A 25,922-nucleotide genomic window follows, 5' to 3' on the forward strand; every position below is an offset into this window, starting at 1 on the left:
CAGCTCCGCAAGCTCCCACCGCACGCCGACCGACACGCGGCTCCGCCGGGCCGCACCCGTACCGCCCGTACCGCACCTGCCGCATTCCAGGAGGCATCGTTTCGATGGCCAAGCCCCTGAGCATCCAGCTCTACACCCTCCGGGACCAGATCGCCGCCGACCGCGACGGCACGCTGACCCGGCTCGCCGAGATCGGCTACCGCTCGGTGGAGCCCTACGACCCGACCGGCGACCCGGCCGGCTTCCGCAAGCTCGCCGACGAGCTGGGCCTGACCGTGCCCAGCACCCATGCGTACGCGCTGTTCAGCCAGGACGCGGGCGAGGTCTTCGACGCGGTGCGCACCGTCGGCACCGACCGGGCGATCATCCCCGGCGGGATCGAGCACGAGCTGTTCACCACCCGCGAGGGCCTGCAGCAGGTCGCGGACCAGCTCAACGGCTTCGCCGCGAAGGCCGCGGAGCACGACGTGCTGATCGGCTACCACAACCACTGGTGGGAGATCGAGCCGCGCTTCGAGGGCCGTACCGCCCTTGAGGTGCTGGCCGATCTGCTGGCGCCCGAGGTCTTCCTCGAGGTGGACACCTACTGGGCGGCCGTCGGCGGCGCCGAGGTGCCGGCGCTGCTGCGCACCCTGGGCGAGCGGGTCTACGCGCTGCACGTCAAGGACGGTCCCGGTGTCAAGGAGCAGCCGCACACCGCGGTCGGCAAGGGCACCATCGACGTGCCGCCGATCCTGGCGGCGGCGCCGGACGCGGTGCGGATCGTGGAGCTGGACAGCTGCGCGGGCGACGTCTTCGAGGCCGTCGCCGAGAGCCACATGTACCTGACGGACCTCGAGGGGCGTTCATGAGCAGCGGTCCTGTCGGCGTCGCCCTGGTCGGCGCCGGGGTGATCAGTACGCAGTACCTGACGGCGCTGTCGACCTTCCCCGACGTGCGGGTGCTCGCGGTGGCCGACCTGGACGTCGAGCGGGCCAGGGCCGCGGCCGACACCTACGAGGTGCCGGCGGCCGGCGACGTGGCCTCGGTGCTGGCGATCCCCGAGGTCGAGATCGTCGTCAACCTGACCATCCCGGCGGCCCACGCCGAGGTCGCCGGCGCCGCGCTGCAGGCCGGCAAGCACGTCTACGGCGAGAAGCCGCTGGCGCTGGCACCGGCCGACGGGGCGAAGATCCTGGCCGAGGCGCAGGCCGCGGGCCTGCGGGTGGGCAGCGCGCCCGACACCTTCCTGGGCGCGGGACTCCAGTCGGCCGCGCGGGCGGTGGCCGCCGGGGCGATCGGCGAGCCGGTCGCGGTGACCGCGGTGACGCAGGGGCCGGGTCCCGAGAGCTGGCACCCGAGCCCGGAGTTCCTCTTCCAGTACGGCGCCGGGCCGCTGTTCGACATCGGCCCGTACTACCTGACGGCGCTGGTGGCGCTGTTCGGCCCGGTCCGCCGGGTCTCGGCGGCGGCCAGGCAGGCACGCGCCGAGCGGGTGATCGGTTCCGGGCCGAAGGCGGGCACGTCCTTCGCGGTGGAGGTGCCGACACATGTGCAGGCGCTGCTGGACTTCACCAGCGGCCCGAGCGCGTCGGCGACGTTCAGCTTCGACTCCTCCGTGTCGCGCCGGACGATCGAGATCACCGGTACCGAGGGCACCCTGTCGCTGCCCGACCCGAACACCTTCGACGGGCCGCTGCGGGTCCAGGGGTTCGGCGAGGAGACCTGGCGGGAGCTGCCGGTGACCGGTTCCACGGCGGGCCGCGGCATGGGCGTACTGGACATGGCGCGGGCGATACGCGGCGGCACCGGACACCGCGCTTCGGGTGAACTGGCGCAGCACGTCCTGGAGTTGATGTCCACGATCACCGAGGCCGCCGAGCGCGGCACCGTACTGCCGCTGGAGTCCGGCGCCCCCGTGGTGCCGGTGCTGCCGGACGGCTGGGACCCGGCGGCAGCAACGCTGACCTGACCGGCTTGCTGCCGCCGGCGGACCGCGGGGTCCGCCGGCCACAGACGCCCGGCCGGCCCACCCGTGGGGGGATGGGTCGGCCGGGTTCCTATCGCCGCGGGGCCGCCGTCGGCGGTGCTCCTAGGGGTAGTTCGTCCAGGTCTCGTGACTGTGGCTGGCCGTGACCTGGGCGCCGGTGGTGTCGATGATGTGGTTGATCGTGCCGGCACCGCCGAGGACGGTCGTGACCATGTTGTGGAATTTCACCCCGGCCACGGTGGGCACCTCGATGGCGTGGCCGAGGACCAGGGACGGGTTGTCGCGCAGATAGGCGTAGACGCCGACACCCCAGGCCTCGTGCGAGGTCACCGAGTTGGCGACCTTGTAGGAGGCGTAGCCGAGATCGCCGCCGCTGGTGGTCCAGCTGCCCTGGTCGGGCACGTCGTAGGGGGTCTCGCTCTGGTAGAAGTACGTGCGCCCGCCGTTGCCGTTCCAGGTCGTCTGGTACTTCTCGTAGTGCTCGACGGCCAGGCCGTACATCGTCACGTCCGAGCCGTTGACGACCAGTCCCTGCGCGGCCGGGTTGGTGTTCCAGCCGACGCCGTTGGAGTGGTCGCCACGCCACAGCCACAGGTCGTCGCCGATGACGTTCGCGCTGTTGATCACCAGGGTGGTGGTGGCCTTGCCCGCGATGTCGCCGCCGACGCGGAAGAACACGTCCTGCAGCACGGTCGGGTCCGCAGCGTGGCCGGCCGAGGAGCCGGCCGGGCCGATCTGCATCAGCGTCGCGGAGTTGGTGGTGTTGGCGCTGATCAGCAGGCCCGCGATGTCGATGCCGCCGACGTCGGCGGTGGTGACCGCGGTGACCCCGTTGTCCGGTACCAGCGTGGCTATGCCCATACCGAGCACCACGGTGTCGGGGCGGGTGATGTTCAGCGGCGCGGACAGGTGGTAGACGCCGGGGGTGACGAGCAGGTTCTTGCCCGCGGCCAGCGCGTTGTTCATCGTCGTCGCGGTGTCACCGGGCTTGACGATGTAGAAGTCGCCGATCGGGATGGAGGTGCCGGCCGGGGTGCCGTTGGTCCAGTCCGGGCCCTGGGCGTTGGTTCGCAGCGCCGGGTTGAACACCTGCCAGTTGCCTGCCGAGTCCACGTACAGGAACGGCTTCTCCTTGCTGGTGGGGCTCTGCGCGACCGTGGTGTCGGGCGGGTTGGGGAAGGAGTTGCCCGGTGCACCGGTGTCGCCGACGAAGACCATGTTCCAGTTGCTGCCGGACCAGCCGCCCATAGAGGTGTTCTTGGTCAGGTACTGCTGCTGGGTGCCGGAGCTGATCGTGCCGGAGATGCGGGAGTTGCCGACATAGCCGCCGCTGGACCAGTTGGTCGAGGTGCCGTGCGTGTTGTCGTACAGCAGCATGCCGCCGTGCACGTCCATCCGGCGGAAGGGGTCGGCCTGGGAGGCGGCCCACATGGTGCTGCCGGAACTGGGGCTGAGCGACATGTTCTCGGCGTCGCGCCAGAAGATCTGGGTGGCGTTTCCGTCGTTGGTGTGCCCGGCCACGTGCACCCCGCCGCCGGTGATCGACACCTGGTCGGGCGACAGGCCGAGGCCTGCGACCTGGGTGTAGTAGCCGACCGGGACATCGACGTTGTAGGTCCCTGGGGTGAAGAGCAGGGCGTTGCGCTGCGTCCCGAACTCGTTGTTGACCTGCGTGCTGTAGACCGAGTTGATCTTCGACTGGATGGCGGAAGTCGACATCGACGGGTCGAACACGGTGACGTTGGGACCGAAGTCCGGCGTGCCGGGCGGCGGGGTGGTGCTGCCGCCCGAGCCGCTGACGGTGAAGGACTGCGCGGCGGTGCCGTTGCAGGTGTACTGCTGCAGCTGGACGCTGTCGGCGGTGGAAGCGCCGGGCACGTCCAGGCACTTGCCGCTGTTGCGGTTGACGAAGTGGAAGCTGCCGCCGGACTCGGCGACCGGCAGCCACTGCTGGTTGGCGCCGCCGCCGTACAGCCACAGCTGGGTCTTGGCGCTGTCGGCGGTGGACACGTCCGTGACGTCCCAGACCTGGTCGGGCGCCGGGGCGACGCCGATGCGGTAGTAGCCGCTGTCGGTCGCGGTGAACTGCCACTGCTGGGCGCTGCTGCCGTTGCAGGTGTACTGCTGCACGGCGGTGCCGTTGGCAGTGGCAGCGGCGCGGGCGTCCACGCACTTGCCGCTGCCGAGGCCGGTCACGGTGGCCGGGGCGGTCGGGATGGTCGCGGCCCCGGCGGAGGGGGCGGAGACCAGGGCGATGCCGGCGCCGACCGGTATCAGGAAAGCCGCCGCGAGGGCGGCGGTCCTTCTGCGGTGGCGGGGGGTGCGGGACGGCGAACCGGTCCCTGCGGGTACCTGGGTCACACGAGTCTCCTCGTCGCGTTGTGGGGTCGCGATGCGCTGTGGACGCTAGGGGCCGCCTGTCGGGGAGTCAATACACATCAAAAAATAAGTCGTGAACTATGCGGTCGCAGCAAAGGCCGGGCCTCAAGGCCCGGCCTTCGGTACGGCGTTGAGCCGCTGGTCAGGCGTCCAGGACGTTGGTCGCCAGCAGCCCGATCAGGATGAAGCCGACCACGATCCGGTAGATCACGAAGGCGTTGAAGGAGTGCCGCGCGACGAAGCGCAGCAGCCATGCGATGGACGCGTAGGCGACCACGAAGGACACCAGGGTGCCGACGGCGAGCGCGGTGGTGCTCACCCCGCCGCCGGTGGCGTCCTTGAGCTCGTACAGCCCCGCGCCGGTGAGCGCGGGCAGGCCGAGGAAGAACGACAGCCGGGTGGCCGCCATCCGGTCGAGGTCGCGGATCAGCGCGGTGGAGATGGTGGCGCCGGAGCGGGAGAAGCCGGGGAAGAGCAGCGCCAGGATCTGCGAGGAGCCGACGTACATCGCGTCCTTGAGCGTCACCTCCTGCTCGCTGCGCTTGAACCTGGCCATCTGCTCAGCGGCCCACATCACTATGCTGCCGCCGATCAGCGACACGGCGACCACCCACAGCGAGCCGAGCGGACCGTCGATCAGCGGTTTGGCCGCGAGGCCGACGATCACGATCGGGATCGTGGAGTAGATCACCCACCAGGTGAACTTGTAGTCGTGGTTGTCGCGTTCCCGCTTGTCCGTCAGCCCGCGCAGCCACGCGCTGACGAACCGCATGATGTCCCTGAAGAAGTAGACGAACACCGCGGCGATGGCGCCGACCTGGATCACCGCGGTGAAGCCGACGACCGCGTCGTCGTCCACCTTGATGTTCATCAGGCCCTCGGCCAGTTTCAGGTGCCCGGTGGAGGACACCGGGAGGAATTCGGTGACCCCTTCCACGACTCCGAGGATGACGGCCTGGCCGACGCCGATGGCACTCATGGGTGGTCCTGTCCCCTGGTCTGCCGGTACTGGCCCGGCCCGCTCCGACTACAGCTGCGACTACATTCCCGTAGACGTCGGTGCGACTTTAGAGGATCGGCGGCCGGACCCCGAATCCGGGGCGGTCCGGCCGCCGTACCACGGGACCCGGGGCGTCCTAGCAGGCGCCGAGGTCCTGCCAGACTCCCCATTCACCGGTGGTGCCGGGGGTCTCGCCCGTCGTCCACCACTTGGCCTTCCAGGTGTGGCCGCCGTACGAGACGGTGTTGCCGCCGACGTAGATCGCCGAGCTGCTCCACGGGGCCGCGGTGCAGGCCGTGGTGCCGCCGGTGACCGTCAGGGTGTAGGTCGCCGAGTGGCTGGTGCCGGCCGCGGAGCCGGTGACGGTCAGCGCGTAGGTGCCAGAGACGGCCGAGGCGGTCGTGGACACCGACAAGGTGGCGTTGCCGCCCGCGGTGACCGAGCCGGGGCTGACCGACGCGGTGACGCCGGCCGGCGCGCCGCTGACCGACAGGGTGACCGCCTGGGCGGAGCCGGCGGTGACCGCGGTGTGCACGCTGGAGGTCGCAGACCCGCCGGCGGTGACGGTGGCGGACGCCGGGCTCAGCGACACCGAGAAGTCGTTGGCCGGCGGCGGGGTGCTCGCCCCGTTGAACGGCTCGAAGGTGTGGCTGAACTGCCAGGTGCTCTGCGTGGTGCCCGAGCAGGAGTCGGAGCCGCCCTGGCCGGGGCAGCCGCCGTTGTCGCGCTGCAGCGCCCAGAAGGACAGCGTGTTGATGCCCTTGGCGACCGCCCAGTTGTAGACCGAGGTCGCGTTGGCGGTGGTGAAGGTCTCGGCGGCGCCGAAGTCGTCGATGCCGGGCATCTCGGTGACGCCCACCATGCCCCACAGCTGCGCGTCGGTCTTGCCGGGGACGAGCTGGGCCAGCTGGTCGTGCAGGCCCTGGGCGGCGGTCTGGGTGTCCGCTGCCATGTCGTGGCTGGCGTTGTCGTAGTAGTCGAACGTCATGAGGTTGACGACGTCGAGCTTGACGCCGTTGCTCACCGCGTTCTGCAGGACGTTGAGCCCGCTGCTCGCCAGGCCGTGGGTGGTGGTCGGCAGGGTGTAGGAGAACTGGACCGTGCGGCCGTTGCTCGCCGCCCAGTCCTGCACCTGCTTGACAGCCTTGTTGCGGCGGTCGATGCCGGCGCTGTTGGTCAGCGAGTTGTCCTCGATGTCCAGGTCGATGCGGCTGACGTCGTAGGTCGTGACGACCTTCTCGAAGGCGGCGGCGATCGAGCCGACGTTGGTGCAGGAGTCGGCGATCTCGGTGCCGGTGTTGTCCGCGGTGTAGCCGCCGAAGGACGGGATGGCGTTGCCGCCGGCCGCCTGCATGGCGCTGATGTCGCTGCCGAAGCTGGAGGCGGCGACCGGCATGCTGCTGTCGCCGCTCCAGTACGGCGTGCAGGAGCCCTTGGTCGCGGCCTGCAGGAAGGCCATCGTCAGGTACTTGTTGCCGGACGCGGAGGCGAGCCCGGACATGCTGTCGCCTGTCCAGGTCTCGAAGTACGGGGCGGATACGTGGCTCGGCAGCGCGGTGGCCGCGTGTGCGGTGCCGGCGCCGCCGGTCAGGGCGAGCCCTGCCGCGGTGGCGGCGGTGGCGACGCCGGTGAGCAGTGCGCGGAAAAGAGGTCTGCGAACGGGTCCGGTCATGGACCGCGCTCCTTCCGGTGGGGGGATCGGCAGACGGCGGTCTGCTGGTCTGGACCAATATTGCTGGTCTGGACCACCCAACTGTCAAGAGTCCTAACAGATAATGGACTTGGACCAATCCGCCCCCGGATTCCGGCCTTTCCGGCACCCGCCCGCACCAAGGCCACCGCCGCACCGGGGAGGGTGCGGCAGTGACCAGTTCCTATGGCGCGCTCCGCGGTCAGCGCCCCCACGCGGTCAGCGCGAGCGCGGGAACGAACCGCGCGGCGTCCAGCGTGCCGACGCCGGTCGCCATGTCGTAGCCCTTCACCGCGGTGTAACCGGTGACGCCGTCATAGGTGTTGTTCGTGCCGTCCTTGACGTCCACGATGCCGCTGAACTTGGCACTGCCCTTCGCCAGCGCGTACAGCGCCTGGTGGATGTCGCCCACCCGGTGCCCGCCGAGCTGGTCGGCCAGCGCGACGATGCCGGAGAACAGCGGGCTGGCCTCGCTGGTGCCGCCGTAGACGTCCCAGCCGGTGGCCGTCGGGTCGTAGCTGGAGTACACCCACGCGCCGCCGTCGACCGCCGCGGCCATCGAGATGTCCGGGGTGCCGCGGCGGGCGCCGACCACGTTCCTGACCCCGGCCTGGTAGGAGGGGCGGGGGAAGACGTGCGACTGGCCGCCGCCGCCCGCCCCGTAGTCGTTGTAGACGCTGTCGGGCGCGGTACGGTCCCCCGCGTCGTCCAGGTGCAGCTGGGTGCCGCCGATCGAGGTGACCAGCGGGTCGGCGGAGGGCCAGGAGTTCACCGGGTACGGGTAGTCGGTCTCGCCGTCGGCCATCGCGTCGGTGGCGCCGCCGTCGCCGGAGGAGGCCAGTACCGTCACGCCGTGCCGGACCGCGTCCTGGAAGGCGTAGCGCAGCTTCTGGATGCTGGAGAAGTCGCCCTTGCCGAAGCCGGGGAAGGTGTTCTCCGTCGCCCCGAAGCTCTGGGTGATCACATCGCCCACACCGTGGTCGATCAGGTACTTCTCCGCGTCCATCATCTCCGGCAGCCCGGTGACGCCCTCGGTCTCGGCGACCCCGGTCTCCACCAGCACGATGTGCGCGTCCGGCGCGACCGCGTGCGCCATCTCCACGTCGAGCGTGCTCTCGCCCGCCCACCCGGTGTGGTCGGGGTTCGCCGGGTCGAAGGGCGGCACGTCGCCCCACTTGACCACCTGCACCGTGGAGCTCTTGATGCCCCACTGGGCGCTGTAGACGTCCAGATCGTGCTGGATCGTCGGCGAGCCGAACGAGTCCACGATCACGATGGTGCGGCCCTTGCCGGTGACGCCCGCGCGGTAGAGCGGGTTGAGGTCGTAGGCCTGCCGGTACTGCAGCGGGCTGTAGCAGTTGACGCCCCAGGTCGCCTGGCACTGCGCGATGGTGAGCGGGCTGCTCACCCCGTGGATGAGCCGGTGGCCGGCGACCGCGGGCACCGGCTTGACGGCCGGCGCGTGGCCGGCGGGGGGCGCGGCGGCCGCGGCGCCGCCGAGCGGAGCAGCTGTCAACGCGGCGGCGACGAGGGCGGTGGCCGCGGCCGCTGCGACTGCGGAGGTGGTGGACCGCGGACGGACTCTGCGCATGGACACTCCTTGCATGGAGGACGACCGCACGGGACGGCTGACGTGATCACACCCACAGATCATGCCCAGGACAAGAGGATCCGCTGTTCTCCGGCCGCCGTTCTACCCGGATGGCCCTCCCGTGGAAGTTCCATGACCATGCCATGACGGGCCGTCGTTTCACGGCCCGTCATGACACCGCGTCATCGGTGTCCGTCAGGACACCACGTCCTTGGTGCGGAAGCCGCGGAAGGCCAGCGCCGTCAGCACGATCGCGTACGACACCGACACCGACGCGCCCTGCAGCATCCCCGACCACTCCAGACTGGGCTGCAGAGCGTCGGCCCAGGAGAACTGCCAGTGCGCGGGCAGCACGTCGCGCCACGAGCCGAGCGCGGTCACCGCGTCCAGCACATTGCCGACGATGGTCAGCCCGACGGCGCCCCCTACCGCGCCCAGCGGCGCGTCCGTCTTCGTCGACAGCCAGAACGCCAGGGCCGCGGTGACCAGTTGGCTGACGAAGATGTACACCACCGCCACGGCCAGCCGCGGCAGCGCGTCCCCCGACGCCAGCGCCCCACCGGTCGGCAGCTCCAGGTCGCCCCAGCCGTACGCGACCGTCCCCGCGACCAGCGCGACCGCAGGCAGCAGCACCAGCGCCACCGCGCTGAAGCCCAGCGCCACCGCGAGCTTCACGCCCAGCAGCCGGGTCCTGGGCACCGGCGCGGCCAGCAGGTAGCGCAGGCTCGACCAGCCGGCCTCCGAGGCGACCGTGTCACCGCAGAACAGCGCGACCGGCACCACCAGCACGAAGCCCGCAGAGACGAACAGGCAGGTCGCGGCGAAGTTGGCGCCCGAGGCGGTGGCGGTGTCGATCAGGGTGGGGCCGTTGCGCCCCTCCTTCGGAGTGCCGCCGATGGCGAAGGCGATGATCAGGATGAAGGGCAGCGCGGCGAGCAGCGCGGCCACGATCATCGTGCGGCGCCTGCGCAGCTGCCGGCGGGCCTCGACCCGCAGCCGCAGCGTACGGCCCGGGCGGTAGCCGGCCGCGGCGGCCGGTGACGACGGCGGCGACGGGACGGCGGCGGGGGGTGCGGTGCTCATGCCGAGCCTCCGATCAGGGTCAGGAAGGCGTCCTCCAGGCGGCGGTGCGGCCCGACCCGGGCCACCGGCACCCCGAGCCGGACGAGTTCGGCCACGAACTGCGCCGAGGTCAGCCCGTCGAGCACCGCGAGCAGGCCGTCCTCCTCGCGGACCGCGGTGGACACCCCCGGCAGCTCGCCGACCTTGTCGACCACGCTCTGCGGCACCTCGCCGTCCACGCCGACCAGCACGGTGTCCGCCGAGCCGACGATGTCGGCGACGGGACCCGCGGTGACCAGCCGCCCGCGGTCCATCACCACCAGGTGCGTACAGCTCTGCTCGACCTCGGCCAGCAGATGGCTGGAGACGATGACCGTGCGCCCGGCGGCGGCGTAGCGGATCAGCACCTCGCGCATCTCGCGGATCTGCGGCGGGTCGAGGCCGTTGGTCGGCTCGTCGAGGATCAGCAGGTCGGGCAGGCCCAGCATGGCCTGGGCGATGGCCAGCCGCTGCCGCATGCCCTGCGAGTACGTGCGCACCGCGCGCTCCAGCGCCTCGCCGAGCCCCGCGATCTCCAGGGCCTCGGCCATCCGGGCGTCCTGCGGGGGGCGGCCGGTCGCCTGCCAGTACAGCTCCAGGTTGGCCCGGCCCGTCAGGTGCGGCAGGAAGCCCGCGCCCTCCACGAAGGCGCCGAGCCGGGACAGCACCGGCGCGCCGGGGCGCACCGCCTCGCCGAACACCCGGATCTCGCCGTCGTCGGGGCGGATCAGACCCATCAGCATCCGCAGCGTCGTGGTCTTGCCCGCCCCGTTCGGACCGAGCAGCCCGAGCACCTGGCCCGGCTCGACCCGGAAGGACAGGTCGCGTACGGCGTACCGGTCGGCCGACTTCGCATAGCGCTTGCTCAGCCCGGTGATCTGCAGAGGCACCGCGGCCAGCGCCGGGTCCGCGGGCCGCGGGCGCACCCGCCGCCGGCCGGTCAGCAGCAGCGCCGCCGCGGCCAGCAGCGCCAGCGGCGGCAGCGCCCACGCCCACCACGGCAGCGCCGCGGCGTCGTCGCCGAGCGCGCTGTCCAGCGGCACGGTCAGCTCCGGCGACAGCAGCGAGACGGTCATGGCGGAGGGCGCGGCAGGTGACGCGTAGCCCAGGTCGGTGGTCGCCAGCACCAGCCGCATCCGGTGGCCCGCGGCGAAGTCGTGGTCCACGGCGGGCAGTTGCAGCGTCACGGCGGTGCCCGACGGGGAGCCCTGGACCCGGACGGGCGCGGCCAGGGCCGCGGGCAGGGTGGACTTGCCGCCGGGCGAGACGTCGTAGAGCTTGCCGAAGAGCACCGCGTCGGGCGCGTCGGTGGCGACCCGCAGGGTCACCGTCGGCGCACCGGTCAGATGGGTGCCCGCGGTCAGCGGCGCCGAGTCGAACTGCGCGTACTGCCCCGGGACGTCGAGCGACAGGCTCGCGCCGAGCGAGGACAGGGCGGACAGCGACCCCGCGCCCGGCAGCGCCGAGATCGCCGGGGGCGCGCCGCCCGCCGGGTTGGTGATCCGCTGCTCGCGGCCGGTCAGGGTGATCCGCCGGGCGGTGGTGCCTTCGAGCCCCGGGTAGCTGTCGCCCTCGGCGCCGCGCAGCACCACGCTGCCGTCGGTGGAGTTCAGGCCGCCGGTGCGGGTGACCCGGAAGGCGGGTCCCGTGCCGGTGCCGGTGGCGCCCTTGAGGTAGTGGTCGAACCACGCGGTGACCCGGCGGTCGATCCTGCCGTCCTCGGTGTCGCCGCCGTCGTGGCCGCCGGCGATCCAGTCGACCGCGACCGGTGCGCCGTTCGCCCTGATCGCCTTGGCCATGGCGTCGGACTGGGCCAGCGTGAACAGCGAGTCGGTCTGGCCCTGCACGATCAGCGCCGGGACCTTGATCCTGGACGCGACCGCGGACGGGCTGAGCGCTTCGAGCTGCTCGCGGGCGGCGGCGTCCGGGCTGCCCGAGGTGGCGACGCGCTGGTAGAGGGCGCAGATGGTGGGGGCGAAGCGGCCGCACAGCGGGTCGGGGGCGGCTCCGGAAGCCGCACGGGGAGACGTGCCGGGAGACGTGCCGGCAGCCGCGCCCGGGAGCGCCGCGGAGCCCGAGGAGAAGAAGATGCCCGACCAGAGCTTCTTGTAGACGTCGTTGGGGAAGAGCGCGTCGGCCAGGTTCCAGTACGTCTCGCGCGGCGCGATGGCGTCGACCCGGTGGTCGTACCCGGCGGCCAGCAGCGAGATCGCACCGCCGTAGGACACGCCCGAGACGCCGACCCGCGGGTCGCCGGGCGCATCCAGCCGCACCTCGGGGCGGGCCGCGAGCCAGTCGACGAGCCGGCTGACGTCGGCGACCTCGCCGTCCGGCGCGTTGAGCCCGATGGTGCCGGTCGAGGCCCCGAAGCCGCGGGCCGACCAGGTCAGCACCGCGTATCCGTGCCTGGCCAGCGACTCCGCCTGCCCGCGCACGTCGGCCTTGCTGCCACCGAAGCCGTGGCCGAGCAGCACCGCGGGCCTGCGGCCCGTGCCGCCCGCGGTGAAGTAGGAGGTGTCGAGGCGGACACCGCCGGCGCCGCTGAGCATCGCGTCGGTACGGTGCACCGCGGTCCCGCCGCCGCCCGCCGCGGCGGTCCCGGCGGCCGCGCCGCCCGCCGCCAGAAGCGCCAGCGCGCCCGCCCCGGCCAACCACCGCCTGCGCCGCGGCCATCGAAGATCCATCCCCCGATCCTAGGCGGGCGCGGACAGCGCTCCGGGACAGGGGCGGGTTTTCCCCGGCTTTTCACAGCGGGCGCCTGCGGGGGTGCCGGCGCCGCGGTGATCTCGGCCGGCGGAAGGGGGGCGCCGCGGTGGAATTCCCCAAGCCCCTTGATTGCCGGGCGAGTTGATCTCCCCCGACGCTCCGGCGGCTGCCCGACGGCATACTCCCCGATGGCGATCAAGAAATTCCGCGGGGTAGCGGAAGGCCCGGGAGCGGCGTGATCGAATTCTCCGGGGAATACGCCACGGTACGGTGGCGCATTCCCCGGAGCCGCGGTGATCGCAATTGCCGGGCGCTGCCAGCCGGCATTGCCTCGCGGCAGGTCAGCGGTGGGACGCCGATCCGCGCCTGCGGGTCCAGAAGACCAGGCCGCCGCCCACCACGACGACGGCGACGGCGATTCCCGCGATCATCGGCGTGGCGTTGGAGCTGCCGGTCTCAGCCAGGTCGCCGCCGCCCTGGGCGGGCGTGGTCACCGCGGCGACCGGCGCCGGCGATGTGGTGGGCGGCGTGGTCGCGGTGGTGGGCGGAGTGGTCGCAGGCGTCGTCGCCGGGGTGGTCGCCGGGGTGGTCGCCGGGGTGGTCGGGGTGTCGCACACCGGCGCGGTCTTGGTCTCGTCCCTGCCGAACTGCGCCCCGTCGCTCGCCGTGACCACCAGGTGCAGGTCGAGCGGCTTGTCGTGCGGCGGCAGCTTGTCCTTGAAGTGGAAGGTGGCGCCGAAGTCCTGGTCGACCAGCGCGCCTTCGCCGCCGACGACGGTCAGCGTCACCGTGTTGTGCGCACGGCTGTTGTACGCGGTCAGGTCGACCTTCACCGAATCGCAGGTCACCGACCAGGTCGGGGTGTGCGCGGAAGCCGGCCCCGCCATCACCACGGAACCGATCAACGCGGCCATTCCCGCTGTCGCCACGGCCGCGGATCTCCTGCGGCCCTGAACCGTCAGTCTCATGAACCCTCCCTTTGCAGACCGGACTTCGCCCGTACGGCCCCGCCCGCCGAATTGCTGTGGGTCCGGGACCTTACACCCTGGACTTCCGGACGTATTCACCGGGCGGCGCCCTTACGAATTCCGTAGCGAATTCGCACAGTTGCCGCAGGAAGGGGCCTTGTCGGCGCCCCGCGGTACGGTGCAGGCACGGCACGGCTCCGGACGGCGGATCCGTGCGCCGGTTCCGGGCGGCGGCACGGGACGGCACGGGACGACGCCGCCGGGGCCTGTCCGGCATGCGGCACAGCAGCGGGAGGGACCACCCATGGCCATCAGCGGCGCGCTGACCGCGGCCCAGCGGCGGGCGGTCACCGGCTCCGACCCGGCGACCGGGCGGCTGGCCGCGCGCGGCGACGTGTGCGCCGCCCTCGTCGCGCGCGGACTCGCGGTCCCGCACGGCAGGGCGGGCCACCACAGCTACTACCTGTCGCCGCAGGGGCTGGCGCTGCGCGCCGACCTGACGGCGGCTCGGCCGGACGTCCCGGCCCCCGGCCGCCCGGCGCCCGCCGCCGACACCTTCACCGCGGACGACGGCACCGGGACGGGGCCGCCGCGCGGGCCGCGGCGGGCCGCCGAGGTGGCCACCGCGTGGGAGGGCCTGCTGCGGATCAGGGCGCTGCTGCTGGACGGCGCGACGGACGCTCCGGCGCCGTGGGAGCGGGACCGGCCCGTGCACGCGGTCGCGCTGGCCCTTGAGGCGGGCGGCTGCCCGCCCGCCCCGCCCGCGGGGGGCGCCGGATACGCGGTGACGGCGGACGGTGCGGACGGGTTGCCCCGGGTCGGCTGGCGCGGCGCCCCCGACCAGGACACCGCGGTACGGGCGCTGGCCCGCTGCGCCGAGCTGCTCGACCGCTGCGGATGGCAGTGCACCGAGCACCGCGCCCGCGACGGCGCCCCCTTCCTGCTGGCCTCGCCCCGCAGGACCCGCTGACCTCCACTCCCCCGGCTCCGCCGTTGCGGCAGGCGCCACCCGGTCCGGGTCGCGGCCCGGCTCTGCGACCTGGGGGCCGCCGACTCCCGGCCGCCTTCACCGCAGGCCGGGGCGGCGTCTATGGTCGAACACCATGGAATACCGTCACCTCGGCCGCAGCGGCCTGATCGTCAGCGAGATCGCATACGGAAACTGGCTCACCCACGGCTCCCAGGTCGAGGAGGACGCCGCGACCGCCTGCGTCCGCGCCGCCCTGGACGTCGGCATCACCACCTTCGACACCGCCGACGTCTACGCGCAGACCCGCGCCGAGTCGGTGCTCGGCCGGGCGCTGAAGGGCGAGCGGCGGGAGAACCTGGAGATCCTCACCAAGGTCTTCTGGCCCACCGGGCCCGGCCGCAACGACCGCGGCCTGTCCCGCAAGCACATCATGGAGTCGATCGACAACTCGCTGCGCCGGCTGCAGACGGACCACGTCGACGTCTACCAGGCGCACCGCTACGACCGGTTCACGCCGCTGGAGGAGACGATGGAGGCCTTCGCCGACGTCGTGCACTCGGGCAAGGCGCACTACATCGGCGTCTCGGAGTGGTCGGCCGACCAGATCCGCCGCGGCCACGCCCTGGCGCGCGAGCTGCGCATCCCGCTGGTGTCCAACCAGCCGCAGTACTCGGCCCTGTGGCGGGTCATCGAGGGCGAGGTCATCCCCGCCTCCGAGGAGCTGGGGCTGGGCCAGATCGTCTTCTCGCCCGTCGCCCAGGGCGTGCTCACCGGCAAGTACCTGCCGGGCGAGCAGCCGCCGGCCGGCTCGCGGGCCACCGACGACAAGGGCGGCGCGAACATGATCGGCCGCTGGATGCGGGACGACCTGCTGGCCCGGGTCCAGGAGCTGAAGCCGCTGGCGGCCGACGCCGGACTGTCGATGGCCCAGCTCGCGGTCGCCTGGGTGCTGCAGAACCCCAACGTCTCCGCCGCGATCGTCGGGGCGTCCCGGCCCGAGCAGGTGGCCGAGAACGCCAAGGCGTCCGGTGTCCGGCTGGGCGCCGACGTCATGGCGGAGATCGAGCGGGTGCTCGCGCCCGTCGCGACGACCGACCCGCACAAGGTGCACGACAACATCCCGACCGCCCGGCCGTGACCGGTACGCCGCCTACTCCGCCGGAGCGCGCGGGTGGCGGACAGGCGGACCCCCTGCCGTGAGCCGTACGACGACAGGGCATCCGCGCCCGGCGCGCACAGACACGCAAGGGCAGGCGGCAGGCGGGGGCTTGGGCGGTAATCTGACTACATACCTGTAGTCAGATTCACCGCCGCGGCCGGCCCGCAGGACGCGCGCCCGCCGCCGGGAAGGGGCCCACCGCGCGATGACCGTACGCCTGCGCCCCTCCCGGCTGCTGCCGCCCGCCCTGCTCGCCGCGGCCTTCGCCCTGCTGGCCTGGCTGGTGCTGGCCCGGCACGGCACGCCCTACGGCTTCGACACCGGGCCGCACCACTGGTCGGTCGCGCACCGGCCGCACGCCGCGGCCACCGCCGCCCGGGCCGTCACCGACGCGGGCACGGGCCCGTATCCCTATCTGGCCGCCGCACTCGGCGGCTGGCTGGCGGGCGGGCGCACCGCACGGCACGGGCTGCGGGTGGCGCTGCTCGCCCTGCTGGTCCTGCTGGCGGGCCAGGGGCTGCGCACCCTGCTGGTGACGCTGCTGGACCGGGCCAGGCCGCCCGCCGCGGACTGGGCGGCGCACGCCTCGGGCCACTCCTTCCCCTCGGGGCACACCGCGACCAGCGCGATGGCCGCGACGCTGCTCGCCTGGGGCCTGCTGCGCGCCTGGCCCGGCACCGCGGGCCGGATCCTGGCAGCGCTGTGCGGCCTGGCGGCGGTCGCGGTCGGCTGCACCCGGGTCTACCTGGGGGTGCACTGGCCGTCCGACGTGGTCGGCGGCTGGCTCTTCGCCGGCTGCTGGCTCACCGCGCTGCTGCCGCCGCTGAGCGCGTACGCGGACCGCGGCCGTACGCCGTAGTGCCGGGGGAAGTGCCCGTCAGACCGACACGCCGTGGGCGCGCAGATAGCGCCGCGGGTCGATGTCGTCGCCGTAGACCGGCCCGGTCCTGATCTCGAAGTGCAGATGCGGCCCGGTGACGTTGCCGGTGGACCCGGAGCGGGCGATCCGCTGGCCCTCGTTGACCTGCTGCCCGACCTTGACGGAGATCTGCGACAGGTGGCCGTACTGGCTGTAGTGGCCGTCCGCGTGCCGGATCACCACCTGGTAGCCGTACGAGCCGCCCCAGCCGGCCGTGACGACCTTGCCCGCGGCGACCGAGTGTACGGCGGTGCCGGTCGGCACCAGGAAGTCCATGCCGGTGTGGTAGCCGCTGGCCCAGTGGCTGCCCGAGGCGTGGTAGGGCGTACCGAGCGGGGCGTGCACCGGGAGGGTGTAGCCGCCGGTGTGCGGGGCCGCGGCCGGCTTGGTGTGCGCCGACACCGCGGTGGCGGTCTTCTTCTGCGCCGGCTCGGCCGCCGGCTTGGCCGCGGGCTTCGGCTTGGCGGCGGGCTTGCGGTGCGGTGCCGCCTTCTGCAGGGCCGTGGTGGGCGAGGCCTTCGCCGGGGCCGCGTGCGGTGCGGTCAGCGCGAGACGCTGGCCGGGGAAGATCAGGTCGGGGTCGCCGCCGACGACCGAGCGGTTGTCGGCGTACAGCTGCGGCCAGCCGCCCCTGACGTGCTGGTCCTCCGCGATCCCGGACAGCGTGTCGCCCGGGACCACCGTGTAGCGGTCGTGCGCCTGCGCCGCCGGGGCCTGGGCGTGCGCCTTGGGCGCGGCGGCCTTCGCCGCAGTCCTCGGGGTGGTCTTCACGGGGGCCTTGCTCGCCGTCACAGGCCTGATCTTGCCCTCGGGCACCGGCACGTTGTGCGAGGCGGTGGCCGCCTCGCGGGTGAGCCCGGCACGTACCGAGCAGACCGGCCAGGCGCCCGGCCCCTGGCTGCGCAGCACCCGCTCGGCCACCGCGATCTGCTGGTTCTTCGAGGCCAGGTCCGCGCGGCCCGCATAGGCGCCGCCGCCGAAGGACTTCCAGGTGGAGGCCGAGAACTGCAGGCCGCCGTAGTAGCCGTTGCCGGTGTTGATGTGCCAGTTGCCGGAGGACTCGCAGTTCGCGACCTTGTCCCACACCCCGGCCGACTCGGCGTGCGCGCTGCTCAGCCCGATCAGCGGGAGCGCGAGGCCCGCCCCGCCCGCCGTGACGGTCAGCGAGGCCTGGGAGACCCTGCTCGGGCGGTAACGGCGGTGGCGTCCGCGTAAGGGCATAGCGCGAGTCCTCCCCGGGACCGGCCCGGCGCCGCGCTCCGCGACCCGGGCAGCCATACGCCCGAATTGCCGGGCGGCCACAGAGTAGGCCCGCCCCGGGCGGCCCACAAGGGCGCACCCGTGCGGTTACGCCCCCCGTACGCCGCACGGTGCAGGCGGGACTGCGCAGGCGGGTGGGAATCACCGGCGGGCGTGAGCGTTGCAAGGAAGGTGAGCTCCGTACTGCGCGACACGCCCTTCTCGATCCTGGACCGCTCCAGGACCAGGGAGGGCACGGACGGACCCGCGGCGGTGCGCGAGACGGTGGCACTCGCCCGGGAGGCCGAGGCACTCGGCTACCGCCGCTTCTGGGTCTCCGAGCACCACAGCGTGCCCGGCGTCGCGGGTTCCGCCCCCACGGTGCTGGCCGCGGCGGTCGCCGCGGCCACCGGCACGATCCGGGTCGGCACCGGCGGGGTGATGCTGCCCAACCACCGGCCGCTGGTGGTGGCCGAGCAGTTCGGCGTCCTGGAGTCGCTCTTCCCCGGCCGCGTCGACATGGGCCTCGGGCGCTCCGTCGGCTTCACCGACGCCGTACGCCGGGCGCTCGGCCACGGCAAGGAGGCCGCCGGCACCTTCGGCTCGCAGGTCACCGAACTGCTCGGCTGGTTCACCGGCGAGCAGACCGCCCACCCCGGCGTCCACGCCCGGCCCGCGGAAGGCCTGCGGCCCGCGCCCTTCCTGCTCGCCACCGGCAGCGGTGCCGACCTGGCGGCCGAGCTGGGGCTGCCGCTCGTCATCGGCGGGATACGCGGCGAGGACGCGATGCTACGGGCGGTCGACCGCTACCGTGCCGCCTTCCGGCCCTCCGCGTGGGCCGCGGCGCCCTACGTCGTCCTGTCCGGCACGGTCGCCGTCGCGGACACCGCCCGCGAGGCGTACCGCATGCTGCTGCCCGAGGCGTGGGCGACCGCGTACTCCCGTACGCACGGGGTCTTCCCGCCGCTGCTGCCGCCCGAGGAGGTCGAGGCCGTCGCGATGACCTCGGCCGAGCGAAGCCGCTTCGACGCGGCGCTCCAGGGCCAGCTCCACGGTGATCCGACGCAGGTGGCGTCGGCTCTCTCCTCCTTGCTCCTGCGGAGCGGGGCCGACGAATTCCTCCTGACCACCAGCACATACGACCGCCGTCGGCTCCTGGACTCCTACCGCCACCTCGCCCTCCTCCTGACCTGACCCCGCCCCACCGGGCGCGCGGGTCGCCACCGACCCAAAGGGGCAATTCCTGTCGGAGACGGACCACCGGCCGGTGGTGGGCTTGGCGCGCAGTTCCCCGCGCCCCTATGGGGTGCCCTCTGCGGCAGCGGCACCCCATAGCCCGCCGGGGTGAGGCGGTACCGCTGCGGCCGGCGGCGCACTTCAGGGGCGCGGGGAACGGCGCGGCCAACCCACCACCGCGCGCGGGTCGTCACCGCCCCAAAGGGGCAATTCCTGTCGGAGCCGGACCACCCGCCAGTCGGTGGCTGGGCGCGCAGTTCCCCGCGCCCCTGACAAGCACCGCCCTAGGCAGAGGCGCCCCCTCAGCCCCCGCGGCCAGCGGATGGCTCGGCCCCGCCGAAGGGACCCCGTCGAGGGGGCTGGTCGGAGTAGGGGGTCACCCGAGGGGGTGGTCGGGGGGGCTCGGATGGGCCTCGTCAACCTGCCCGGAGGGCGTTGGCGTTCATACGGTGAACGTATGAGCAACCGCCGCGCAGCCACCCGTGTCCGCCGCCGCGTCGCCGCCGTGTTCGGCGCGGGATGCTGTCTGGCCGTAATCGCCGCCCCGGCACACGCGGCCGGGGACTCGCAGGTCGGCGGCGAACTGCTCGGCGAACCCGGTGTGCACGTGCAGCGCGAGGACGGCGCGCCCCGGCTGCCCTCGGGCATCAGCGCCCTGTCGTGGACCGTCTCCGACGCCAGGTCGGGGAAGGTCCTGGCCGCGAAGAACGCGCACCGCGAGCTGCCGCCCGCGTCCACCCTCAAGACGCTCTTCGCGGTGACCGTCCTGCCGCGCTTCCCCGCGGACGAGACGCACAAGGTCGTCGACGACGACCTGGCCGGCATCGGCGCGGGCAGCAGCCTGGTCGGCGTGCAGGCCGGGCAGACGTACACCGTGGCGGACCTGTGGCGCGGGGTCTTCCTCGCGTCGGGCAACGACGCCGTGCACGTACTGGCGCACATGAACGGCTCGGTGCCGCTGACGGTGTCCCAGATGCAGGCCAAGGCCGAGATGCTGGGTGCCGACGACACCCATGTCGTCTCGCCCGACGGCTACGACTACCCGGGCCAGGTCTCGTCCGCGTACGACCTGGCGCTGTTCGCCCGCGCGGGCCTGGCGAACCGCGACTTCGCCGGCTACGCCTCGACGGCGACGGCGCAGTTCCCGGGCGGCTTCGACGCGCACGGCACGTACGTGAAGTCGTTCGGCATCCAGAACACCAACCGGCTGCTGACCGGCGCGGGCGGTGTGCACCCCTACCCGGGGCTGGTCGGGGTGAAGAACGGCTACACCACCAACGCGGGCAACACCCTGATCGCCGCCGCGACCCGGCAGGGCAGGACCCTCATCGTCACCGTGATGAACCCGCAGTCGGGGCTGCCGCAGGCGGTCTACACGGAGGCGGCCAAGCTGCTGGACTGGGGTTTCGCCGCCGCGGGCCACACCGCCTCGGTGGGCACCCTGAACGCCGCGCCGACCGCCTACCACCTCAAGGGCATCCCGGCGCAGGCCCCGGCGTCGGCCAAGCAGGAGCAGCACCAGCCGCCACAGGCCCGGCTGAAGGAGGAGCAGAAGCCCGCGCCCGCACCGGCGGCGCACTCCTCGAACACCTCGGCGCGGGCCTGGTACGTGGGCGGCGGCCTGGCCGTGGTGGCGGCCGCGTCGGTCCTGCTGCTGCGGCGCAGGACGGGCGGCGGCCGCAACCGGTGACCCGGCGGCGGCAAGGCGGCGTGCTACAGTACAGGCAGCACATGTCTGCGCCCTCTTCTCAGCGGCGCCGGTGCTGGTTCTGAGTTCCCACCGCCCGACGGCAGTCCCGTACGGCCCGGTGGTTCTTCTCCGCAGTCGTGAGCGTGCAGGTCTCCCACGGCCCCAGGCTCAGCGATGTGCGCCGGTTCGCCCCCAGCGCCGCGGTTCTTCGCCGCGGCCCGGGCCACCTGGCGATGTCCGCGGTCCGCGGAGCGTGTTGTGTCCGCTCGCGCCGCACACCCCTTCTTTCCGTCCGCGAAAGGACGACAACCTGATGACCGACATTCTCGAACGGCCGGACGTACGGCCGCAGACGACGAGCCGGGTGGCGGGTGTCCTCGACATCCAGGGCTCCGGCGGCCAGGGCCGCCTTCGTACGGCAGGACTGCACGCCTCCCCCGGCGACGTCCACGTCCCCGCGGCGCAGATCCGCAAGGCGGGCCTGCGCAGGGGCGACCTGGTCGAGGGCACCGCCGCCAAACCCGGCACCCTCGGCGACGTCCTGCTGGTCAACGGCCTGCCCGTACAGCAGCGCAGGCCGCACTTCGCCGACCTGACACCGCTTCACCCGCGCGAGCGGCTGCGCCTGGAGAGCGGGCTGCTCAAGGGCTCGGGCGCGCTGTCCGGGCGGCTGATGGACCTGCTCACCCCCGTCGGCAAGGGCCAGCGCGGGCTGGTCGTGGCCCCGCCGAAGGCCGGCAAGACGGTGCTGCTGCAGAGCATCGCGGCGGCCGTCGCCGCCAACCACCCCGAGTGCCACCTGATGGTGGTGCTGCTGGACGAACGCCCCGAGGAGGTCACCGACATGCGGCGCAGTGTGCGCGGCGAGGTGCTGGCCTCGACCTTCGACCGGCCCGCGCGCGAGCACATCGCACTCGCCGAGCTGGCCGTCGAGCGGGCCAAGCGGCTGGTGGAGCTGGGGCAGGACGTGGTGATCCTGCTGGACTCGCTGACCCGGCTGTGCCGGGCGCACAACACCGCGGGCGCGGCCAGCGGCCGTACGCTGTCCGGCGGTGTGGACGCGGCCGCGCTGCTCGGCCCGAAGCGCTTCTTCGGGGCGGCGCGGCTGGCCGAGGAGGGCGGTTCGCTCACCATCCTGGCGACCGCGCTGATCGACACCGGCTCCCGGGCGGACAACTTCTTCTACGAGGAGCTGAAGAGCACCGGCAACATGGAGCTGCACCTGGACCGGGCGCTCGCCGAGCGGCGGGTCTTCCCCGCCGTCGACGTGACCGCGTCCGGCACCCGGCGCGAGGAGATGCTGCTGACGGCGGCGGAACTGCCCGTGGTGCGGGGCCTGCGGCAGGTGCTGCACGGCAGGGACGCGCAGTCCGGCCTCGACGTGCTGCTGGACAAGCTGCGCAGGACCCCGGACAACGCGTCCTTCCTGCGCCTGGTGCAGGGCACCCTCCCCGGAGCCGGCTGAGCGGGGACGGCCGGGCGGAAATCCGGTGGCCCGCGGGGAGCGGGCCGCGTGATGATCGGGCGCATGGACGCGACGGCGGGTGCGCAGGCCGGTCAGGCGGACGGTACGGGCATGGCCGAGGCCTTCCTGCGGGACGGCTTCGTGAAGATCGAGGGGGCCTTCTCCGCGGAGGTCGCGCGGGAGTGCGCGGCGCTGCTGTGGCAGGAGACCGGGTGCGACCCCGACGACCCGGCGACGTGGACACAGCCGGTGCACTGGGTGGGCGGGATGGCGCAGCCACCCTTCGCCGCCGCTGCCAACACCCCCGTGCTGCATGCCGCGTTCGACCTGCTGGTCGGCGCGGGCCGGTGGGTGCCGCGCGACTCGCTGGGCTCCTTCCCGCTGCGCTTCCCCCACGAGGAGGAGCCCGACGACGCCGGCTGGCACATCGAGGGCAGCTATCTCCCCGACGGCGCCACCTGGTACTTCACCAACCTGCGCTCACGCGACCGGGCGCTGCTGATGCTGTTCCTCTTCACGGACGTCGACGAGCACAATGCGCCGACCCGTATCAGGGTCGGCTCCCACCTGGACATCCCGCCGCTGCTCGCCCCGTACGGCGAGGCGGGTGTGTCGGGCCTGGCGCTGGCCCCCGCGCTGGTCTCGGCGAGCGAGCACCGGCCCGTCGCACTGGCGACGGGCCGGGCCGGCGATGTCTTCCTGTGCCACCCCTTCCTGGTGCACGCGGCGCAGCCGCACCACGGCAGCCGGCCGCGCTTCATGGCGCAGCCGCCGCTGCACCCCGCGGTGCCGCTGGAGTTGGAGCGGGCGGACGGGGCGTACTCGCCGGTGGAGTCGGCGATACGGCAGGGGCTCGGCGCCGCGGGCGGCGGCGGGCCGGTCGGCTAGCGTGCGGGGCATGCTGCACGGACGGGACGGGGAAGCGGCGGAGCTGCGGGCACTGCTGGACGGCGCGCGGGCCGGGCGCAGCGGTGTGCTGGTGCTGCGCGGCGAGGCCGGGATCGGCAAGACAGCGCTGCTGGAGTACGCGGTCGGCGCGGCCGAGGGCATGAGCGTGGTGCGCGGCTCGGGCGTGGAGTTCGAGGCGGAACTGCCCTACGCCGGGCTGCAGTTGCTGCTGCGTCCGGCACTGGGGTCGCTGGACGCGCTGCCCGAGCCGCAACGGCGGGCGCTGCGGGCGGCGTTCGGCCTGGCGGCGGAGGGTGCGGGCGAGGGCGCGGGCGAGCCGATGTTCGTCGGGCTCGCGGTGCTGTCGCTGCTGTCCGAGCACGCGGCGGACGGCCCGCTGCTGTGCGTCGTGGACGACGCCCAGTGGCTGGACCGGGCGTCCGCCGACGCGCTGGCCTTCGCGGCCCGCAGGCTGGACGCGGAGGGTATCGCCCTGGTCTTCGCCGCACGGGACGGCGAGGGCGCCTTCCCGGCGCCGGGGCTGCCCGAGCTGCGGCCCGCGCCGCTGGACGAGGCGGCGGCAGGAGCACTGCTCGCCGACCGTGCCGGGCCGCTCGCCGAGCCGGTACGCCGGCAGGTGCTCGCCGAGGCGCAGGGCAATCCGCTGGCACTGCTCGAACTGCCCGTCGGCCTGCGCGGCCCGGAAGCCACCGCCGACGTGGCCCATCCGCTGCCGCTGACCAGCCGGCTGCAACTGGCCTTCCACGGCCGGGTCAGCCATCTGCCGCGGGCCACCCAGACGCTGCTGCTGGTGGCCGCCGCCGACCACACGGGCGAGCTGGGCACGATCCTGCGGGCCGCGGCCGACCTGGACGCGGGCGTCGCGGACCTGCCGCCCGCGCAGGACGCCGGGCTGGTCACGGTGGGCGGCACCGCACTGCGCTTCCGCCACCCGCTGGTGCGGGCCGCGATCCACCAGCGGGCCGCGCTCCCGGAGCGGCTGGCCGCACACCGCGCCCTGGCCCGCGCCGCCGACCCCGAGCGCGAGCCCGACCACCGGGCCTGGCACCTGGCCGCGGCGGCGACCGGCCCTGACGAGGAGGTGGCGACGGCGCTCGAACAGACCGCGGGCCGCGCCAGGGAACGCAGCGGGCACACCGCGGCTGCCGCCGCCTACGCCCGTGCCGCCCGGCTGAGCACCGACCCCGCGTCCCGGCTGCGCCGCCTGCTGCTGGCCGCGGAGTCCGCCTCCGAGGCCGGCGAACTCCCCCAGGCCCGCACCCTGGCCGACCAGGCCACCCGCTCCCTCCGCCCCCACCCGCCCGCACCCCCGCAAGCCCCAGGCACACCCGCACCGCCCACCGCAGGACCGCCCGGCTCCCCCCAGGGGGCCAGCGCAGCCAGTGGCGGGGAGGTCGCCGGGCAGGCGGGGGCAGGCGCGGTCTACGGGGCTGGGGAGGAGGCCGCGGGGCAGGCGCGGGCGCGGGCGATGTACGTACGCGGGCTGGCCGACTTCTGGGAGGGGGACTTCTCCGGTGCCCACCGGGGGCTGGTCGAGGGGGCCGGGCTGGTCGCGGTGAGCGATCCGGCGCGGGCGGCGCGGATGCTGGTGCAGGCCACGCACACCGCGTGGTATCTCGGCGCGGACGAGGTCGCCGACACCGTGGAGAGGCTGGCGGCCCTCGACCTGCCCGCGGACGCCCCGATCCTCCCGGTGGCCCGCTTCCTGACCGGGGCGCTGGGCCGGCACCCGGCTGGGCAGGCACCGCCCGGGGTGGGCGCCGCCGCGGACGCGGCACGGGCCGCGCACGGCGGGCGGGTCGACCCGCGGGACCTGGTGATGCTGTGCGGGGTGGGGCTGACGCTGGGCCAGGACGCCCAGTCGCACGAGCTGACGACCGCGCTGGCCGCGGAGAGCCGGGAGAGCGGCGGGGTGGGCCGGCTCACCACGATCATGTTCTTCCGCGCGGAGGCGGAGATCTTCGACAGCCGCTACGAGGACGCCGCGGCCACCGCGGCCGAGGCGCTGCGGATCGCCGCGGACACCGGCCAGCGGCAGTGGGTGAGCCAGTTGAGCAGCGCGCTCGCGCACGTCGCCGCGGTGCGCGGCGAGGAGCAGGAGTGCCGCGGCCTGGTCGACGCGGCCCTCGCGGGCGGTTCTGGTACGGCCATGGCGCCGGGCGCACCGTGGGCCTACTGGTCGCAGGGGCTGCTGGAGCTGGGTCTCGGCCGGGCGCAGGCCGCGCTCGACCGCCTGGCGCTGCTCGGCGAGGAGTCGGTGCGCCACCACATCTGCGCGACCCGCAGCGTCCCCGACCTGGTGGAGGCCGCGGTGCGGCTCGGGGTGCCGGAGCGCGCGGACGCGCCCTTCGCCCGCTTCGAGGCGTGGGCGGCCCGCTCGGGGCAGGGCTGGGCGGCGGCGCTGGTGGACCGCTGCCGGGCGCTGCGGGCGCCGGACGACGGCGCGGAGGCGTACTTCCGTGCGGCGCTCGCGGGGCACGACCCGCACCGGCGGGCCATGGAGTCGGCGCGTACGGGGCTGCTGTACGGCGAGTGGCTGCGGCGGGCGCGGCGCAAGAACGAGGCCAGGACCGTGCTGCGCGGGGCGCTTGACGCCTTCGAGCGGCTGGGGGCGCGTCCCTGGGCGGAACGGGCGCGCGGCGAACTGGGCGCGGCGGGCGGCGCGGTGCCGGAGGCCGGCCGGGAGAGCGGCCCGGTGGACGCGGAGGCGGGGCTGACACCGCAGGAGTCGCAGATCGTGCGGCTGGCGGCGGAGGGCCTGTCGAACAAGGACATCGCCGCCCGGCTGTTCCTGAGCCCGCGGACGGTCGGCTACCACCTCTACAAGGCGTATCCGAAGCTCGGTGTGGTCTCCCGCGGCGAGCTGGCGGGGCTGTTCTGACCTGGGCCGTGCCCGCCCGGTGGTGAAGACCGGGCGGGCACGGACGGCGC

General features: G+C 73.7%; 18 protein-coding genes. 10 read left to right on the plus strand and 8 right to left on the minus strand.

Annotated features, from left to right (window positions below):
* Positions 1-104 precede the first annotated feature (104 nt).
* Together JT723_RS17560 and JT723_RS17565 are read left to right on the plus strand one after the other, a co-directional pair.
* The gene (locus JT723_RS17560) at positions 105-851 is read left to right on the plus strand and encodes a sugar phosphate isomerase/epimerase family protein (RefSeq protein ID WP_205045584.1); all 747 of its coding nucleotides are present in this window, start codon (positions 105-107) and stop codon (positions 849-851) included.
* Positions 848-1,951 (plus strand): Gfo/Idh/MocA family protein, encoded by a 1,104-nt coding sequence (locus JT723_RS17565; protein WP_205045585.1) that lies wholly within the window; start codon positions 848-850, stop codon positions 1,949-1,951. The genes JT723_RS17560 and JT723_RS17565 overlap by 4 nt, the downstream gene beginning before the upstream one ends.
* 120 nt (positions 1,952-2,071) lie before the next feature.
* Here the strand turns inward: JT723_RS17565 and JT723_RS17570 are convergent, their stop codons facing one another.
* From JT723_RS17570 to JT723_RS17600, 7 genes are all read right to left on the minus strand, one after another.
* A complete protein-coding gene (locus tag JT723_RS17570; RefSeq protein WP_251513628.1) occupies positions 2,072-4,330 on the minus strand; it encodes a pectate lyase-like domain-containing protein in 2,259 nt (752 codons plus the stop codon).
* A 160-nt stretch (positions 4,331-4,490) separates the two neighbouring features.
* On the minus strand, positions 4,491-5,327 hold the full coding sequence (locus tag JT723_RS17575) for an undecaprenyl-diphosphate phosphatase (protein WP_205045586.1): 837 nt from the start codon (positions 5,325-5,327) through the stop codon (positions 4,491-4,493).
* Positions 5,328-5,484: 157 nt separating this feature from the next.
* Positions 5,485-7,020, minus strand: a complete 1,536-nt coding sequence (locus tag JT723_RS17580) for a glycosyl hydrolase family 18 protein (protein ID WP_205045587.1) — start codon at positions 7,018-7,020, stop codon at positions 5,485-5,487.
* Between the two features lie 220 nt (positions 7,021-7,240).
* Positions 7,241-8,629, minus strand: a complete 1,389-nt coding sequence (locus JT723_RS17585) for a S53 family peptidase (protein WP_205045588.1) — start codon at positions 8,627-8,629, stop codon at positions 7,241-7,243.
* A gap of 195 nt (positions 8,630-8,824) precedes the next feature.
* On the minus strand, positions 8,825-9,712 hold the full coding sequence (locus JT723_RS17590; protein ID WP_205045589.1) for an ABC transporter permease: 888 nt from the start codon (positions 9,710-9,712) through the stop codon (positions 8,825-8,827).
* Positions 9,709-12,414, minus strand: coding sequence for an alpha/beta fold hydrolase (locus JT723_RS17595; RefSeq protein ID WP_205045590.1), 2,706 nt, complete (start codon positions 12,412-12,414; stop codon positions 9,709-9,711). Before JT723_RS17595 ends, JT723_RS17590 begins: the two co-directional genes overlap by 4 nt.
* A 363-nt stretch (positions 12,415-12,777) precedes the next feature.
* A complete protein-coding gene (locus tag JT723_RS17600; RefSeq protein WP_205045591.1) occupies positions 12,778-13,404 on the minus strand; it encodes an LAETG motif-containing sortase-dependent surface protein in 627 nt (208 codons plus the stop codon).
* 304 nt (positions 13,405-13,708) lie between these two features.
* On the opposite strand from JT723_RS17600, the gene JT723_RS17605 reads away from it, so the two are divergent.
* The 3 genes from JT723_RS17605 to JT723_RS17615 all read left to right on the plus strand — a co-directional run bounded on the left by JT723_RS17605 (position 13,709) and on the right by JT723_RS17615 (position 16,392).
* On the plus strand, positions 13,709-14,374 hold the full coding sequence (locus JT723_RS17605; protein ID WP_205045592.1) for a hypothetical protein: 666 nt from the start codon (positions 13,709-13,711) through the stop codon (positions 14,372-14,374).
* A gap of 133 nt (positions 14,375-14,507) precedes the next feature.
* The gene (locus JT723_RS17610) at positions 14,508-15,512 is read left to right on the plus strand and encodes an aldo/keto reductase family protein (RefSeq protein ID WP_205045593.1); all 1,005 of its coding nucleotides are present in this window, start codon (positions 14,508-14,510) and stop codon (positions 15,510-15,512) included.
* Positions 15,513-15,738: 226 nt separating this feature from the next.
* On the plus strand, positions 15,739-16,392 hold the full coding sequence (locus tag JT723_RS17615; protein WP_205045594.1) for a phosphatase PAP2 family protein: 654 nt from the start codon (positions 15,739-15,741) through the stop codon (positions 16,390-16,392).
* Positions 16,393-16,410: 18 nt separating this feature from the next.
* Here the strand turns inward: JT723_RS17615 and JT723_RS17620 are convergent, their stop codons facing one another.
* A complete protein-coding gene (locus JT723_RS17620; RefSeq protein WP_205045595.1) occupies positions 16,411-17,673 on the minus strand; it encodes a transglycosylase family protein in 1,263 nt (420 codons plus the stop codon).
* A gap of 210 nt (positions 17,674-17,883) precedes the next feature.
* Here JT723_RS17620 and JT723_RS17625 point away from each other — a divergent pair, with 210 nt between their 5' ends.
* The 5 genes from JT723_RS17625 to JT723_RS17645 all read left to right on the plus strand — a co-directional run bounded on the left by JT723_RS17625 (position 17,884) and on the right by JT723_RS17645 (position 25,872).
* Entirely contained in the window at positions 17,884-18,885 is a 1,002-nt protein-coding gene (locus JT723_RS17625; protein ID WP_205045596.1) for an MsnO8 family LLM class oxidoreductase, read from the plus strand.
* A 499-nt stretch (positions 18,886-19,384) separates the two neighbouring features.
* Positions 19,385-20,617, plus strand: coding sequence for a D-alanyl-D-alanine carboxypeptidase family protein (locus JT723_RS17630; RefSeq protein ID WP_205045597.1), 1,233 nt, complete (start codon positions 19,385-19,387; stop codon positions 20,615-20,617).
* A 253-nt stretch (positions 20,618-20,870) separates the two neighbouring features.
* Positions 20,871-22,082, plus strand: a complete 1,212-nt coding sequence (gene rho / locus JT723_RS17635; RefSeq protein WP_372441332.1) for a transcription termination factor Rho — start codon at positions 20,871-20,873, stop codon at positions 22,080-22,082.
* A 63-nt stretch (positions 22,083-22,145) separates the two neighbouring features.
* Entirely contained in the window at positions 22,146-22,970 is an 825-nt protein-coding gene (locus JT723_RS17640) for a phytanoyl-CoA dioxygenase family protein (RefSeq protein ID WP_240165748.1), read from the plus strand.
* A gap of 10 nt (positions 22,971-22,980) precedes the next feature.
* Positions 22,981-25,872, plus strand: a complete 2,892-nt coding sequence (locus JT723_RS17645; RefSeq protein WP_205045599.1) for a helix-turn-helix transcriptional regulator — start codon at positions 22,981-22,983, stop codon at positions 25,870-25,872.
* Positions 25,873-25,922: the final 50 nt, after the last annotated feature.

Source organism: Actinacidiphila bryophytorum, assembly GCF_016916835.1.
Taxonomy (GTDB): domain Bacteria; phylum Actinomycetota; class Actinomycetes; order Streptomycetales; family Streptomycetaceae; genus Actinacidiphila; species Actinacidiphila bryophytorum.